General features: G+C 41.3%; 9 protein-coding genes, 2 tRNA genes and 1 rRNA gene. 7 read left to right on the top strand and 5 right to left on the bottom strand.

Annotated elements, in window-relative coordinates; translation table 11 throughout:
* Positions 1 to 114 precede the first annotated feature (114 nt).
* The 4 genes from ACKPCE_RS14935 (at position 115) to rsgA (ending at position 6,786) form a co-directional block, all read left to right on the top strand.
* Positions 115 to 2,181 (top strand): HelD family protein, encoded by a 2,067-nt coding sequence (locus tag ACKPCE_RS14935; protein WP_319505763.1) that lies wholly within the window; start codon positions 115 to 117, stop codon positions 2,179 to 2,181.
* Between the two features lie 94 nt (positions 2,182 to 2,275).
* The gene (locus ACKPCE_RS14930; RefSeq protein ID WP_319505762.1) at positions 2,276 to 4,720 is read left to right on the top strand and encodes a glycoside hydrolase family 95 protein; all 2,445 of its coding nucleotides are present in this window, start codon (positions 2,276 to 2,278) and stop codon (positions 4,718 to 4,720) included.
* A gap of 216 nt (positions 4,721 to 4,936) precedes the next feature.
* Positions 4,937 to 5,710, top strand: a complete 774-nt coding sequence (locus tag ACKPCE_RS14925) for a class I SAM-dependent methyltransferase (protein WP_319505761.1) — start codon at positions 4,937 to 4,939, stop codon at positions 5,708 to 5,710.
* Positions 5,711 to 5,724: 14 nt separating this feature from the next.
* Complete coding sequence (gene rsgA, locus ACKPCE_RS14920; RefSeq protein ID WP_319505760.1) at positions 5,725 to 6,786, top strand: ribosome small subunit-dependent GTPase A; 1,062 nt, start codon at positions 5,725 to 5,727, stop codon at positions 6,784 to 6,786.
* Between the two features lie 88 nt (positions 6,787 to 6,874).
* On the opposite strand, the gene ACKPCE_RS14915 is transcribed toward rsgA, so the two are convergent.
* The 5 genes from ACKPCE_RS14915 to ACKPCE_RS14895 all read right to left on the bottom strand — a co-directional run bounded on the left by ACKPCE_RS14915 (position 6,875) and on the right by ACKPCE_RS14895 (position 12,511).
* Positions 6,875 to 7,738 carry a glycine betaine ABC transporter substrate-binding protein gene (locus ACKPCE_RS14915; RefSeq protein ID WP_319505759.1) on the bottom strand — a complete coding sequence of 288 codons (864 nt, stop codon included), beginning with the start codon at positions 7,736 to 7,738 and terminating at the stop codon, positions 6,875 to 6,877.
* 22 nt (positions 7,739 to 7,760) lie between these two features.
* On the bottom strand, positions 7,761 to 8,579 hold the full coding sequence (locus tag ACKPCE_RS14910; RefSeq protein WP_319505758.1) for an ABC transporter permease: 819 nt from the start codon (positions 8,577 to 8,579) through the stop codon (positions 7,761 to 7,763).
* Positions 8,576 to 9,802: a quaternary amine ABC transporter ATP-binding protein gene (locus ACKPCE_RS14905; RefSeq protein WP_024996345.1), complete on the bottom strand. Its 1,227-nt coding sequence runs from the start codon at positions 9,800 to 9,802 to the stop codon at positions 8,576 to 8,578. Before ACKPCE_RS14905 ends, ACKPCE_RS14910 begins: the two co-directional genes overlap by 4 nt.
* 26 nt (positions 9,803 to 9,828) lie before the next feature.
* On the bottom strand, positions 9,829 to 10,971 hold the full coding sequence (locus tag ACKPCE_RS14900) for a putative porin (protein WP_319505757.1): 1,143 nt from the start codon (positions 10,969 to 10,971) through the stop codon (positions 9,829 to 9,831).
* A gap of 595 nt (positions 10,972 to 11,566) precedes the next feature.
* On the bottom strand, positions 11,567 to 12,511 hold the full coding sequence (locus tag ACKPCE_RS14895) for an AraC family transcriptional regulator (RefSeq protein WP_319505756.1): 945 nt from the start codon (positions 12,509 to 12,511) through the stop codon (positions 11,567 to 11,569).
* Positions 12,512 to 13,369: 858 nt separating this feature from the next.
* On the opposite strand from ACKPCE_RS14895, the gene ACKPCE_RS14890 reads away from it, so the two are divergent.
* The 3 genes from ACKPCE_RS14890 to ACKPCE_RS14880 all read left to right on the top strand — a co-directional run bounded on the left by ACKPCE_RS14890 (position 13,370) and on the right by ACKPCE_RS14880 (position 15,216).
* Positions 13,370 to 14,894, top strand: a 16S ribosomal RNA gene (locus ACKPCE_RS14890).
* A gap of 159 nt (positions 14,895 to 15,053) precedes the next feature.
* A tRNA-Ile gene (locus ACKPCE_RS14885) sits at positions 15,054 to 15,127 on the top strand.
* A gap of 15 nt (positions 15,128 to 15,142) precedes the next feature.
* Positions 15,143 to 15,216 (top strand) — tRNA-Ala (locus ACKPCE_RS14880).
* Positions 15,217 to 15,222 lie beyond the last annotated feature (6 nt).

The following is a 15,222-nucleotide window of genomic DNA, read 5'->3' as shown; positions in this document are numbered from 1 at the left end:
AAGTTACAAAATCATCTGAATATATAGCTATAAATAGCCATTTCTTACCTCAATGAGATGACTTAATTTTGCCACTTCGTTGGTTTTATTTTCACATAATTAGTCCTAACAAAGATGATATTCAACAAAACGGAAGAACAAGAAAAAGAATACCTGAAACAGATTACAGGTTTATTGAAGAGCCTGATGAACGAAACGAATGTTTCGGTGAAGGAGCATGTAGATACCTTGCAGGAATACAAAGAGTATTTGTGGTCGAACAAAGACATTGATCCGCATGAAATTCGTTCGATGCGCGAGAGTATACTGAATCATTTGGCAGTGGGCGAAAGTGTTATCGACAAACGGAAGCGTTTAAGCAAGATACTGGATGTGCCTTATTTTGGCCGCATTGATTTCTGCGAAGAAAATCTTTCGGCCCAAAAGCTACCTATATATATAGGTGTACATTCGTTCTATGATTCGCGAACCCAAAAGAATCTGATTTACGACTGGCGGGCACCGGTGTCGGGCATGTTTTATGATGATGAGTTGGGCAGTGCGTCTTATGTTTCTCCGCAAGGAGAGGTGAGGGGGCGTGTTTCTTTGAAAAGACAGTATCGCATTCGCAGGGGACAGATGGAGTTTATGATTGAAAGTTCGCTGACCATTCGCGATGAGGTGCTTCAAAAAGAGCTCAGCAGCAACGCCGATGATAAAATGAAGAACATCGTTGCAACCATTCAGCGCGAACAAAATGGAATTATTCGTAACGAGGAGGCTCACACATTAATCATTCAGGGTGTGCCGGGTTCGGGCAAAACGTCCATTGCTCTGCATCGCATGGCTTACCTGCTCTATGCTATGAAAGAGAATCTGGCATCGGCTAACATACTGATTGTTTCGCCCAACAAAGTTTTTGCCGATTACATTTCAACTGTACTTCCCGAATTGGGAGAGGAAACAGTGCCACAAACCACAATGGAGCAAATCATGCTGGATGTTTTAAATCATAAATATAAGTACCAGACTTTCTTTCAACAAGTTGATGAGTTGCTCGTGCATAAAGATTCGGCATTCGCGGAGCGTATCAGGTATAAGGCAGCAGCCGATTTCACGAATCAGCTCGATCGGTTTATTCTTTTTATGGAAAAGAGTTTCTTTCAAGCCGAAGATGTGCGGCTGACGAATCATTTAACCGTTCCGGCTGAATTTATTGCGGAACAGTTTCGTCGTTTTAACCGCTATCCGATGAGGCTGCGGTTTGAGGCGATGACTGATTATATACTGGAAATGTCACGCTTGCAATACGGTGTTACCGTTACGGCTTCTCAGCGAACGGAACTCAGGAAGAAGGTGAAAAAAATGTTTACCGGAAATAATGACCTGGACGTTTACAAGGCTTTTTATGATTGGATGGGTGCTCCCGAAATGTTTAAAATGGGAAGAAACCGAGTACTTGAATATGCTGATCTGGCCCCGTTGGCGTATCTTCATCTGGCATTGGAAGGGTGCAGGCCATCAGCCGTGGTGAAGCATCTGTTGATTGATGAGATGCAAGATTATTCTCCCGTTCAGTATCGAATCATTCAAAAACTTTATCCGTGCAGAAAGACGGTGTTGGGCGATGCCGGTCAGTCAGTTAACCCCTACGGTTCTTCTACGGCAGATATGATTCAAAGGACTCTGGCTGCCGGCGATGTGGTGAAACTTGGCAGGAGTTACCGCTCTACTTATGAAATTATGAGCTTCTCTCAGCGGATACGCAGCAATAAAGATTTGGTTCCCGTTGAACGTCACGGAACTCCTCCCCGGGTTACAGACTTTAAAAGTGCAGCAAGTGAGAGGGCAGGCCTTATTGATTTAATTGCTTCTTTTCAGGAAAGTGAATATCAATCGCTGGGAATTATTTGTAAGACGGAAGCAATGGCTTTCGAACTGTCACAGCACTTGAAGAACTGCGGTTTGGAGGTGCATTTTATTTCCAGTCAGAGTTCGGCTTTTGTGCGGGGAGTAATGGTTACCTCGGCACACATGTCAAAAGGGTTGGAGTTTGATGAGGTAATAGTACCGCAGGTGAATCGCGATAATTATTGTTCGGAGCTGGATCGTTGCATGCTTTATGTGGCTGTAACGCGGGCTATGCATCAATTGGTGCTGACTTATTGCGGCTCTCCTAGTTTATTTATTGGTTCTGTGTAACACAGGCTAAGGTATATGTAACAGAACTCTTTTATGATGTGGATGATAAATCCCTATATTTGTACCACTTTATAATCTTGTTATCATTAAAATCATGAGAAAAATACATGTAATCGTCTTTTTGTTGTTTTTGGCTTTTGCCGCTCAGGCACAGAATTTAAAATTATGGTACAGCAAACCGGCACAACATTGGACTGAAGCTCTTCCTTTAGGGAATTCTCGTTTAGGGGTGATGGCTTTCGGGGGTACCTCGCGTGAGGAACTTCAGTTGAACGAGGAGACGTTTTGGTCGGGCGGACCTTACAATAACAATAATCCGAAAGGACGTGAGGCGCTTCCTAAAGTGCGCGAACTCGTTTTCCAAAATAAATTTGTTGAGGCGCAAAAGGTGATTGATGAGAATTTCTTCACTCCACAACACGGAATGCGCTACCTGACTTTGGGCAGTCTCTTTATTCATCAACCCGGACATGAGCAGGCTCGTAACTATTACCGGGACTTAAATCTGGAGAATGCCACAGCTACTGTTCGCTATGAAGTGAATGGGGTTAATTATACTCGTACGGTGTTTTCTTCATTCTCGGATAATGTGATCATGGTTCGTCTGGAAGCAGATAAATCAAAGGCGTTGAGTTTTTCTCTTTCTTACGATTCTCCTTTGAAATCGGCCGTAACGGTGAAGGGGCGCAAGCTGTTGGTTCGATGTGAGGGAGCAGAACATGAGGGGATTCCTGCCGCAATGCATGCCGAATGCCGGGTTGAGGTTAAAACAGACGGTGTGCAGAACACGGCCGATAAGCAGTTGGTCATTACGGATGCTACGACTGCTACGATATATATATCGGCCGCTACTAATTTTGTGAATTACCGTGATGTGAGCGCCGATGCTTCCAAACGAGCTGAGAATTATTTGAAAGCTGCTGTTCGTAAGCCTTACGAAACATCATTGGCTGCGCATGTTTCGCTTTATAAAAAGCAATTTGACAGGGTTTCTTTTTCTTTGCCTGCAACGGAACAGTCGCTGGCGGAAACGGATACGCGTGTGTTGAATTTCCACAAGGGGAATGATTTGAATCTGGCGGCTCTTCTGTTTCAGTACGGAAGGTATTTGTTGATTTCTTCTTCTCAACCGGGTGGACAGCCTGCTAACTTACAAGGAATTTGGAACAATAGTCCGTATGCACCGTGGGATAGTAAATATACGGTGAACATCAACGCGGAAATGAATTATTGGCCGGCGGAGGTAACAAACCTAAGCGAAACGCATGATCCTCTTTTTAAAATGATTGCCGAATTGGCCGTCGCAGGTAGTGAAACCGCCCAGGTTCTTTATGGTGCAAAAGGTTGGGTTACACATCATAATACGGACTTGTGGCGGGCTTGCGGCCCGGTCGACGGGGCTTTCTTTGGCATGTGGCCTAACGGTGGTGCATGGCTTACGCAACATTTGTGGCAGCATTATCTGTTTACAGGCGATAAAGGTTTTTTGAAGCAATATTATCCGGTATTTAAAGGTAGCGCTGATTTCTTTTTGAGCCATTTAGTGGAGCATCCTTCATACGGTTGGCTGGTGATGGCGCCTTCTATGTCGCCTGAGCACGGCTATCGTGGGGCCGGAACAACCATAACTGCCGGTTGTACAATGGATAATCAAATAGCTTTTGATGCTTTAAATACAACGCTATTGGTATCGCGAATTCTTGGCGGTAGCAAAGCTTACGAAGATTCTCTGCTGAAGGTGATTGCCAAACTGCCTCCTATGCAGATTGGGCAATACAATCAGTTACAGGAATGGTTAGTTGATGCAGATGATCCCAAAGACGATCATCGTCACATTTCTCATCTGTATGGTTTGTATCCTAGCAACCAAATCACTCCTAACGTAAGTCCTGAATTATTTCAGGCGGCGAGAAATACTCTATTGCAAAGGGGAGATATGGCTACCGGATGGAGCATCGGCTGGAAAATTAACTTCTGGGCTCGCATGCTCGACGGCAATCATGCGTATCGCATCATTAAGAATATGCTGACATTGCTTCCGAGTGATGCTGTTGCAAGGCAACATCCTAACGGTCGTACGTATCCCAATTTATTTGATGCTCATCCACCTTTTCAAATTGACGGGAACTTTGGTTATACGGCTGGTGTAGCCGAAATGTTATTGCAAAGTCACGATGGAGCTGTTCATCTTTTGCCTGCCTTGCCCGAAGAGTGGAGTGAGGGAAATGTAAAAGGACTTGTGGCGCGTGGTGGTTTTGTGGTCGACATGGATTGGAAAGGTGCTCAATTACAGAAAGCGATGGTGCATTCACGATTGGGTGGTGTGCTTCGTATTCGGTCTTATGTTCCTTTAAAAGGTAATGGGTTGCAGGTTGCAACAGGCAGTTGTCCGAACTCGTTCTTGGTACCTGCCGATATTACAAAACCTTTGATTTCGAAAGAAATCACGCCGCAACAGCCGGTTTTATACCGTACGTATGAATATGATCTGATGACGGAAGCTGGCAAAGATTATGAACTGAAGTGTGCAGCTCAATGAATTAGTGAATAAAAAATACAATTAAATATTCTTTTTCAAAACTAATCAGTTATATTTGCAGCAACTAAAAAAAAGTGGATGTTTAAATTTAATATGGATTTGGTGAAGTAAATAGCCTTGGCTTTTGCCAAGGTTATCCCTTAGGTTACTCCGGCATGTTTTGTCTGAGTTATTTTTGTGTACTTATATCATAACATTAATTTAAAATTAAACATCATGAATAATGATAGTAAATCAATTCACGAATTTGATTTCAACCTAATCTGCGAATATTTTTCTAGCCTCGAACGACAAGGACCTGGTAGTCCTGAGGTAACTGTCAAGGCATTAAGTTTCATAGATAATCTTTCCGATAAATCTTGTATTGCCGATATCGGTTGTGGTTCCGGAGGACAAACAATGGTTTTGGCGCAACATACGGTAGGCCGATTAACGGGTATCGATTTGTTTCCTCTATTTATAGAATTATTTAATCAAAATGCATGCTTGTTAGCTCTGCAGGACCGGGTTCAGGGTGTTGTTGAATCGATGGATCAGCTCTCTTTCAAGGATGAAGAGTTGGATTTAATCTGGTCTGAGGGTGCCATTTATCATATTGGCTTTCAACGGGGATTGGCTGAATGGAAGCGTTTCCTGAAGACAGGGGGCTTTATTGCCGTAACTGAAGTTTCTTGGTTTACTGAGGAACGACCGTCTGAAATCAATGACTTCTGGTTAGATGCTTATCCGGAAATAGATACTATTCCGCGTAAAGTGGCTCAAATGCAGCAGACTGGTTATTTGCCTGTGGCAACGTTTGTTCTTCCGGAAAACTGTTGGACGGAGCATTTCTATGCACCGCAGGCCATTGCTCAAGAGAATTTTCTGAAGAAATACGAAGGCAATAGCACAGTTGAGAGTCTTATAGCTTCTCAACGTCACGAAGTGCAACTTTTTGATAAGTACAAGGCTTATTATGGTTATGTGTTTTACATCGGAAAGAAACTTTAATCTGCTTTCAAACCATGGATAAGTTATCATTGTATGGCTGGAACGAAATTTTGTTCCGGCAAAAACAAATATCAGATTTTAGTAATCTGATGCATGGAAGGGTATCGGTGACTCATAAAACATGTTACGAGGTTGTTTCTGAAAGTGGAAATTTTCTTTGTGAGCTCACGGGTAACATGCTTTATAGTCGCGATCCGGTGGATTATCCTTGCACGGGTGATTGGGTTCTTTTTCAATCCATCGATTCTCAGAAGGGGATTATCTTTGATATGCTTCCTCGATGTAAAGCTCTTTGTCGGTTGAAAAGCGGTCAGGCTTCTCAGAAACAGGCTATCGCTTCTCATATAGATAAGGCGTTTATTGTACAAAGTCTGGATGAACACTTTAACGTAAGAAGAATAGAGCGTTTTATGCTGCAACTTTCAGAGGAAGGCATTTTGCCGGCTTTAATTTTAACGAAAACAGATTTAGGTTACAATGCTGATGATTTTGAAAGTAGGCTAAGGCATGTCTTAACTAAGATTCCCGTGTTTTACACCAGTATTGAAATGCCTGAAACCATTGCTCGGTTGCGTGAGTTCATCTCTCTGGCTGAAACGGTTGTCTTTGTCGGAATGTCTGGTGTAGGAAAAAGCACTTTGATTAACGCGTTGTGCCAACAATCTATTCTGGCAACGGCAGAAATCAGCGAAGCAACAGGGAAGGGTAGACATACTTCCACGCGCCGTGAAATGGTTCTGATGGATTCTGGCGGAGTGTTGATAGATACTCCGGGCGTAAAACTGTTCGGGGTGACGAATGATAATTCAGATTCTCTTTCGGGCTTGTTGGGTCTCAATGATTTTGCTCGAGAATGTAAATATGCCGATTGCCAGCACATTAATGAAAAGGGATGTGCGGTGATCAAAGCGGTTGAAGAAGGCGAAATAGACCGGGGAGTTTATGAAAACTATCTGAAGTTGCGTAAAGAGGCTTGGCATTATAATGCTTCTGTACATGAAAAAAGAAAATCTGAAAAATCGTTTTCAAAGAAGTTAAAGAAGGATATGAAACTTCTGAAGTCAAACAACGATTAATCGTTGTTATATTATAAAGAAATGCCCTTCAGAAATACGTGTTTTGCATTTTCTCGAAGGGCATTTTTTTAATGAAAGTCAGTTAACTTTACCGGATAGCGTCAGTTTGAGGAATCCAGCTGTTTATGAGTTGCCGATTTTCATTCATCCATTTGAGAGCGGCATCATCTTCATTGGTTTCAGTTTCATTCATGGCCGTCATTAATGAACTGATTTGTTCATCAGTAAATTTCATGTTACTTAGTAATTCACTGGCAAACGGATCTTTTTTGCTGAATCCTTTCCAGGCAATAACTTGTAGGGTTTCAGTTTCTCCATAGTTTTTTTTAGTATCTTCGAGAAACTTGAGTTTGAAACGATTGAACATCCAATGAGGCGTCCATCCCGTAACAACAATCCATTCCTTTTTCTGTATAGCTTTGTTTAGTGAGGCAGTCATAGCCGGACCGCTTGAGGTCATCAATTCAAAAGCTAAATTATAGTTTTGAATAGCCTCTTCGGTGGCTTTCATGATTCCCGCTCCAGCGTCAATTCCTACAATCTTTCCTGAAAATTTATTTTTGTATTTATTCAGTTCTTCTATAGAACTTATTGATACATAATCGGGCACAACTAGTCCAATGCGTGCATTCTCATAGGTGGAACCAATTACTTCTAACTTATCTTGGTATTGATTCATGTAATCTTTGTGCGTAACTGGTAGCCATGTGTCTAGGAAAACATCCGCTTTCTTGCGTGAAAGTGATGCAAAAATAGGCGCAACATCTGCATTAAGCATTTCTACCTTATAACCTTGTTCTTCAAAAATGGCTTTTGCAAGATGAGTCATGGCAATGCCTTCAGCCCAATTAACATAGGTAAGACTAATTTTTTTTTCATTGTTGGAACTGCTACACGATGCCAAGCTTATAAGGCTGACTAGTACTAATGCTAAACTTTTAAATTTCTTCATAATTATTTTTTTTATGTGGTTCTTATTTCTTTTTTTGTGCAATCCCTTGTGTTATTCGGTCGAGTATGATGGCTAATATAACAACCCCGATTCCACCTTCAAATCCCAATCCTATTTTCATTTGGGTAATTCCCTTTAATACAACTTCACCCAAACCACCGGCCGAAATCATAGCTGCAATAACGACCATTGATAAAGACATCATGATAGTTTGATTTATTCCCGTAAGGATGGTAGGCAAAGCTAGTGGAAGCTGAACTTTAAATAGTTGTTGCCTTCGTGTGGCTCCAAATGAACGGGCGGCTTCTGTTACGCTTTTGGGAACTTGAAGAATTCCGAGCCCGGTAAGTCGTACCACTGGCGGCATAGCGAATATTATTGTGGCAAATGCTCCCGGTACTGTACCTAATCCAAAGAAGAGTACGGCTGGAATAAGATATACGAAAGCTGGCATTGTTTGCATGAAGTCGAGTATGGGACGCATTATTTTGTGGCAGCGGTTATTGTTAGCTGTCCATATTCCCAAAGGTATTCCCAATAATAAGGCTATGAACGAAGAGGAGAGAACTAAGGCTAATGTTTCCATTGTTTCCTTCCAGAAGCCCATTCCATAAATTAGTAGTAGTCCTAATAGGGTAAATATTGAAGTTCCTTTGCCTGACTTGAACCAGGCTAGCAAAACGAATAAAGAGATCGTTATGTAAAAAGGTATGGCAAACAGTATCTCCTGAAAACCGCTAATAAATCCTCCGATGCCAATATTCAGTACATCGAAGAAAGGTGCAAAATGATCTGTGAGCCATTCAATGGCTGCTTCTATGTATTGTCCTATATGTATCATAATTCTATTGCATTTTGAATGATTTCGTTTATTTCTTTTTTATCTTTACCCGTTACTTCAATGATGAGCGATGACAAGGGAATGACACCTTGAAACTCTCGTTGTTCATTGACTACCCAGATGGGAGAATTGGTTTTTGTCATTAACGGCAAGATGTCTTCAACTACAGTGTCACTTAATACGGAATGAACTTCAGTTTGTATAACGGTATCAATAGAACGGACTCCTTCTTTTCTTAATTCAAGCAGATCATTCAGCAGAACTTCGCCTATCAATACTTCTTTGTCATCTACCACTGGCAAAGAAATGAGGTTTCTTTGGCGCATTTTACGAATTAAGACTTCTGGACCTTCTTTCTTAAAACGTGCTACCACGGGTTTGTCGATCATAATAGATGAAGCTGTGATGATTTTGGAACGATCTACATTCTCTACGAATCGTTCTACGTACTCATTGGCAGGTTCGGTTAATATTTCTTCTGAAGTTCCTACTTGAACTATTTCTCCGTCTTTCATGATAGCAATTCTATCACCTAATTTGATCGCTTCACTCAAGTCGTGAGTGATGAATATAATGGTTTTCTTCATTTTGGTTTGCAACTGAAGCAGTTCATCTTGCATCTGTACTCGTATCAATGGATCGAGAGCAGAGAAGGCTTCGTCCATCAGCAATACTTCCGGATTATTGGCTAAGGCACGGGCTAGTCCCACACGTTGCTGCATACCTCCTGAAAGTTGACTTACTAGTTGATTTTCATATCCTATTAGTCCCACTTGCTGCATACAGTCCATTGCAGTTTTCTCACGCTCGTTTTTCTGAATGCCCTGCAATTCGAGTCCAAATGCAATATTTTGTAATACTGTACGGTGTGGGAGCAATCCAAAATGCTGGAACACCATGGAGAGTTCTTTACGTCTGATTTCCAATAGCTCTTTGGAACTAACTTTCGATATGTCCGTACCATTGATGATAATTTCTCCTGAAGTAGGCCGTATTAAACGATTTAGGCATCGAAGTAAGGTGGATTTGCCGCTGCCCGATAAACCCATGATGACAAATATTTCACCTTCATGTATGGAGAGATTCGCATTGTTGACGGCAACAGTACAACCCGTTACTTTTAAAATCTCAGCTTTATTCTTGCCCTCTTGTAGCTTTTTTAGCGCTTTATTTTTATCTTTTCCGAAGATGAGATGAAGGCTTTTAATTTCTATTTTACTCATATTTTTTTCTTTTATAATTGGTTTCATTAAAAATAATAGCCGATGTTGACATTAAATCTAGTGTGCCATTTCTTTGAAGTTACTCCTTGGGCAAAAGCATCACTCCATTCATTGCCCAGCCAAGCATGGTTGCGCCCAAGTGCGTAGTCAATATAGGTGTAAATAGGCCCCATAGACAACATACAACCAGTTATATTTTGAAAACTGTCATTAAAATCGGCTTCTCGTTTATCTATCATACTAAAGTCATTATAAAACTGTATCTCATCTAGTATACCTTTATGTATGGGTAGAGTGTATGATAGTGAAGCTGAATATGTGTCGGCTTCAGATGCTATATTATAAGGTGCACCATACGCTGTTACACTTACTATTGTATTATTATCGCCATCTTTGTTCTGGGGACTTATTTTATAGTATGTGTATTGTGCCTTGAAATTCCAGTGCTTGTAGTCAATGGTGTAATGAGAGGCGAAAGCCTTATGTTCTCCCATTCTCTTGGTGTCGAGGTTGTAAAGCCCGCCCGTCATACCAGAAACTCCCAACTGTTGTTTCCAGATTGTTCCCCAATTGTATGTTATTCTTGCATTGAACTGATTTGCTTCTTTATTTCTTCCGGCAATATCATAAGCGTATCTGCTATCCGATATTTCTTTGTTTTCGCTATAATCAAGTAGGTCTGAGTTCTTAAAAAAGGCCAAGCTGATGTTCCATTTCCCTTTTTGGTAAACATATTTGAGTCCCATATCGGAATCATCTTCTAATCCTAGATAATAGTTAATATTAAAGAAGAAGTTGTTTGAAGTGTAAGGTAATATGCCGAACGGTACTTCCGTTAGTCCTACCTGCAATTGATGGCTTTCGTTAAAGTGATAGCCGACCCATCCGCTTTTAAGCATTCCGCCACCAGACGAAGTCGGGTAAAAACGATACTCTGCATTTAACTGTAGTTTTTTGTACACCACATTAGCGTTGAGGCGAAATACGTCGTAAGCGAAATCGCCCCCTTTATTTTTATTGTCTTCTTTCCAATTGGAATAATTATATTGAAAGCGTAGCGCACCACCTAATTTTACAGTAGGCTTTTCTTGTGCAAATACTTGTAGAGTGATGTTTGTAATTGAGATGTGAATAAATAATAACCATACCAATTTTCCTTTTTGTTTCATGAGGTTTTTTTTACGGAGATGCCGTGGCAACTCGTTTATTAATAAAATAGATTGATTGTTTCTTTTATGTAGAAACTTGCGATGAAAGAACGACAGGTTTCTTTAACCTGAAAGTATATTCTTTCGGTCCGAGATGTTTCGGTACATGTGCTACAAGTGCCGATAACATTCTTTGGCTAATATAAATTAACCGATTGCTTTATTGTTGGAAAGATCCTTTCATGAAGGAATTATATGCATTAAGCAAACAACAATATAAGATTACTTCTTAAAAATAATAAACTAAGAAGAAGTAGTGTGCAGTAAAAGAAATCCAAGCTTAAGCAGCTTGCATACTGATTTTTATAGAATGAAGAATCTGTTTTAAATACATTGTAATTATGAAAACCATGACTCTTTACAAATGCAAGTTTACGAAAATTATAAACAATACGCAAGTCTGTTAACGTTTATTTTGTATTTTTTGGAACCTAAGGGTGAGTTGGACCTCGTTGCAATTAGTAGTTTGTAACTCTGCATTTAGGGCATAAATGTTAACTTTTGAGGTTTTTCATCTATGCCCTGCAGAATGTTGATTGTTCCCAAGGGGCCTTCTTTAGAGGAGTTTTACTGGAATGCAGATATCTACAATAAACTTGTGTTCGGGGTGCTTGTTGTAATCGTTGTGATACAACTCGTACGTGCAAGCATCATCAGGTTCATAACCGCTTTCTGTGAGCCATAAGCACATGGTATTCCATGCTTGTTCGAATTCAGTTTCTTTGATTTCGAAATGTCCAACTGCATACTTTCCTGCCTTAACAGTTGCTTTCCCGATTTCTCCTTCTACTTTTACATCTGTAGTAACAATAAGACTAGCATCTTGACGCACCTTTTCAATACTGGTTATTGCCGGATCATCGCGATAAACAGTAACTGTTTTAGTCTCAGGCGTAACAAGCCCCCGTGGAATAGCCCATTTAAATAACTTCTCATAGGCATGCCCGATTTGATTGAATGCTCCCATGTGGCGGCAATAAATCAATTGAAGTTCGGGCATTTGTTTAATCTCAATTTTCTTGTCCATCATAATTAATTCATTTAGTTCGACGTTGCAAAATTGCTCATTTACTTGCTGTTTGTTTTTACCTATCTTGCTAAGCGCTTTGCAATTCTTGCTATATCTGATGCCGTTCTTAATGAATATTGCTTTTCCTTGCAGGCGAAACTCTTTGGCGTTTACACCAAAATATGCTTTAAATGATCTGCTGAAAGAAGATACATTATTGAATCCACATTGAAATGCGATGTCTGTGATAACCATCTTTTCATTGTCTTGTAATAGCTGAGCGGCTTTTTCGAGTTTGATTCGTGATAAAAAGTTGTTAGGGGTTTCACCTACGATACATGCGAAAATGCGATGGAAATGGTAGGGTGAAAAAGATGCGATGTCGGCCATTACCGATAAATCGATTGATTTGTCGATGTTTTGCCCGATATAGTCCATAACACGGTTGATTCGGGCTGTGTATTCTTGCTTGCTAAGTTCTTTATAATCCATTGCGTAGTGATTGATTGCAAAGCTATAAAATATTTTTAGATGTCTTTTTGCGTATCTTGCCATCTTTGTAATTTCCGTCATCTTTTTGTAGTATTACCTTTCTTTTCCTTTTGCCTTTATTTATCTCTATATAATATAAGGTATACCATTTCTTTGTATTTCTCCGGTTCCCCCTTTCTTTGTATTTATTTTCATAGCGTTACCTCCTGATGTCTAGCGCTTTAAGCCTTTTCGCTCCTTTCTTTTCTAAAAAAAGAGTATGATCTTCTTGTTTTGTATGGCAAAAGCTTCTACTTTTGCACCCGCTTTGCAAGAGAGACAAAGTGTTTTCTTGAAATGTTGATAAAGCGCCTGTAGGGTTTGACTCATGCGGTTTTACTTTTAAAAAAAAACTTCTCTGAAAGTTTGGAAGTGAAGCTAAAAAGTCTTTATCTTTGCAGTCCGGTTCGCAAAAAAGGATCTTTTTTTGTTTAGGCCTTCGCTCTTGCTAAAAGAGTTTTAGAAGGTAGCTTAACGAAAAAAAACTTTTAAAAAAAACTTCCGAAAACATTTGGTTGTTACTTTTAAACTCCTTACCTTTGCACCCGCTTTAGAAAACAAAGCAAAAATAAAAGAAGCGTTCTTTGATAGAATTACATAAACAATACAAGTAGTACAATAGCAAAATGCTTTTCTTCTTGTTTGGTTTCTTCGGAAACAGATCATTTAAGAGAAGTAATTTTGGGTAAAATTTAGAACCGTCAATATCCTGCTTTTAGCAGGGTGTGAACTTAAATAAATTTACGAAATCCTGAACAGAGCTAAAAACTGCTTATGATTGATACTTTCGGGTATTTTTCATAGGTACACAATACTTTTACAATGAAGAGTTTGATCCTGGCTCAGGATGAACGCTAGCTACAGGCTTAACACATGCAAGTCGAGGGGCAGCATTGGAGTAGCAATACTTCAGATGGCGACCGGCGCACGGGTGAGTAACACGTATCCAACCTGCCGCTTACTCGGGGATAGCCTTTCGAAAGAAAGATTAATACCCGATGGTATAAAGAGTTCGCATGTTCTCTTTATTAAAGAATTTCGGTAAGCGATGGGGATGCGTTCCATTAGATAGTTGGCGGGGTAACGGCCCACCAAGTCTACGATGGATAGGGGTTCTGAGAGGAAGGTCCCCCACATTGGAACTGAGACACGGTCCAAACTCCTACGGGAGGCAGCAGTGAGGAATATTGGTCAATGGACGAGAGTCTGAACCAGCCAAGTAGCGTGAAGGATGACTGCCCTATGGGTTGTAAACTTCTTTTATAAGGGAATAAAGTGAGGGACGTGTCCCTTTTTGTATGTACCTTATGAATAAGGATCGGCTAACTCCGTGCCAGCAGCCGCGGTAATACGGAGGATCCAAGCGTTATCCGGATTTATTGGGTTTAAAGGGAGCGTAGGTTGACATATAAGTCAGCTGTGAAAGTTTACGGCTCAACCGTGAAATTGCAGTTGATACTGTATGTCTTGAGTGTACAAGAGGTGGGCGGAATTCGTGGTGTAGCGGTGAAATGCTTAGATATCACGAAGAACTCCAATTGCGAAGGCAGCTCACTGGGGTACAACTGACACTGAGGCTCGAAAGTGTGGGTATCAAACAGGATTAGATACCCTGGTAGTCCACACAGTAAACGATGAATACTCGCTGTTTGCGATATACAGTAAGCGGCCAAGCGAAAGCATTAAGTATTCCACCTGGGGAGTACGCCGGCAACGGTGAAACTCAAAGGAATTGACGGGGGCCCGCACAAGCGGAGGAACATGTGGTTTAATTCGATGATACGCGAGGAACCTTACCCGGGCTTGAATTGCAGAGGAATATAGTTGAAAGATTATCGCCGCAAGGTCTCTGTGAAGGTGCTGCATGGTTGTCGTCAGCTCGTGCCGTGAGGTGTCGGCTTAAGTGCCATAACGAGCGCAACCCTTATCATTAGTTACTAACAGGTCATGCTGAGGACTCTAGTGAGACTGCCGTCGTAAGATGTGAGGAAGGTGGGGATGACGTCAAATCAGCACGGCCCTTACGTCCGGGGCTACACACGTGTTACAATGGGGGGTACAGAGGGCAGCTACCGGGCGACCGGATGCCAATCCCAAAAACCTCTCTCAGTTCGGATCGAAGTCTGCAACCCGACTTCGTGAAGCTGGATTCGCTAGTAATCGCGCATCAGCCACGGCGCGGTGAATACGTTCCCGGGCCTTGTACACACCGCCCGTCAAGCCATGGGAGCCGGGGGTACCTGAAGTACGTAACCGCAAGGAGCGTCCTAGGGTAAAACTGGTGACTGGGGCTAAGTCGTAACAAGGTAGCCGTACCGGAAGGTGCGGCTGGAACACCTCCTTTCTGGAGTGATTTCGTAAAAGGTTTTATGATTATTACTTTAAGTCTGATTAAGGTTAGATTTATCTGTTGTACTACTGGTACTTGTTTATTTAATATATAGTTGTTAGATAACACAAGAGAAAAAAAAGAAGCCGAGCCGAAAGGCAAGGGTTTGAACACAGTCCTATAGCTCAGTTGGTTAGAGCGCTACACTGATAATGTAGAGGTCGGCAGTTCAACTCTGCCTGGGACTACGAATCTCTTGATTCGGGGGATTAGCTCAGCTGGCTAGAGCATCTGCCTTGCACGCAGAGGGTCAACGGTTCGAATCCGTTATTCTCCACTTCAG

The sequence above is a fragment of the Bacteroides graminisolvens genome (assembly GCF_963666085.1).
In the GTDB taxonomy this organism is placed as follows: Bacteria; Bacteroidota; Bacteroidia; order Bacteroidales; family Bacteroidaceae; genus Bacteroides; species Bacteroides graminisolvens.
Note: the sequence above shows the minus strand (reverse complement) of the source record. Positions and strands in the feature narration are given on the sequence as shown.